At 54.0% G+C, this 252-nt stretch carries 1 protein-coding gene; it reads left to right on the top strand.

Annotation, left to right across the window (positions count from 1 at the left end):
• A partial coding sequence (locus BBG47_RS28720) for an AMP-binding protein (RefSeq protein ID WP_254659966.1) occupies nucleotides 1-252 on the top strand: 252 nt, incomplete at both ends.

Below are 252 nucleotides of genomic sequence, written 5' to 3'. Positions count from 1 at the left end.
AACAACTACGGCCCTACAGAGTGTACAGTCATAGCTACAGCAACAGAGGTTAGCTCTTTGCAGGAGGGCGTGCCGCCGATTGGAGGGCCAATAGCGAATACGAAGTTATACGTATTGGATCGCCATCAACAACCTGTACCAATCGGTGTCGTCGGGGAGCTGTACATTGGCGGGGCAGGGGTTACCCGTGGATACTTGAATCGTCCAGAGCTGACGGAGGAACGATTCCTTCCGGATCCTTTCAGCGGTGAG

This window comes from Paenibacillus sp. KS1 (genome assembly GCF_001680695.1).
Classification (GTDB): Bacteria; Bacillota; Bacilli; order Paenibacillales; family Paenibacillaceae; genus Paenibacillus_B; species Paenibacillus_B suaedae.
The sequence above is the reverse complement of the archived record's forward strand: the minus strand, read 5'-3'. Positions and strand labels throughout refer to the sequence as shown.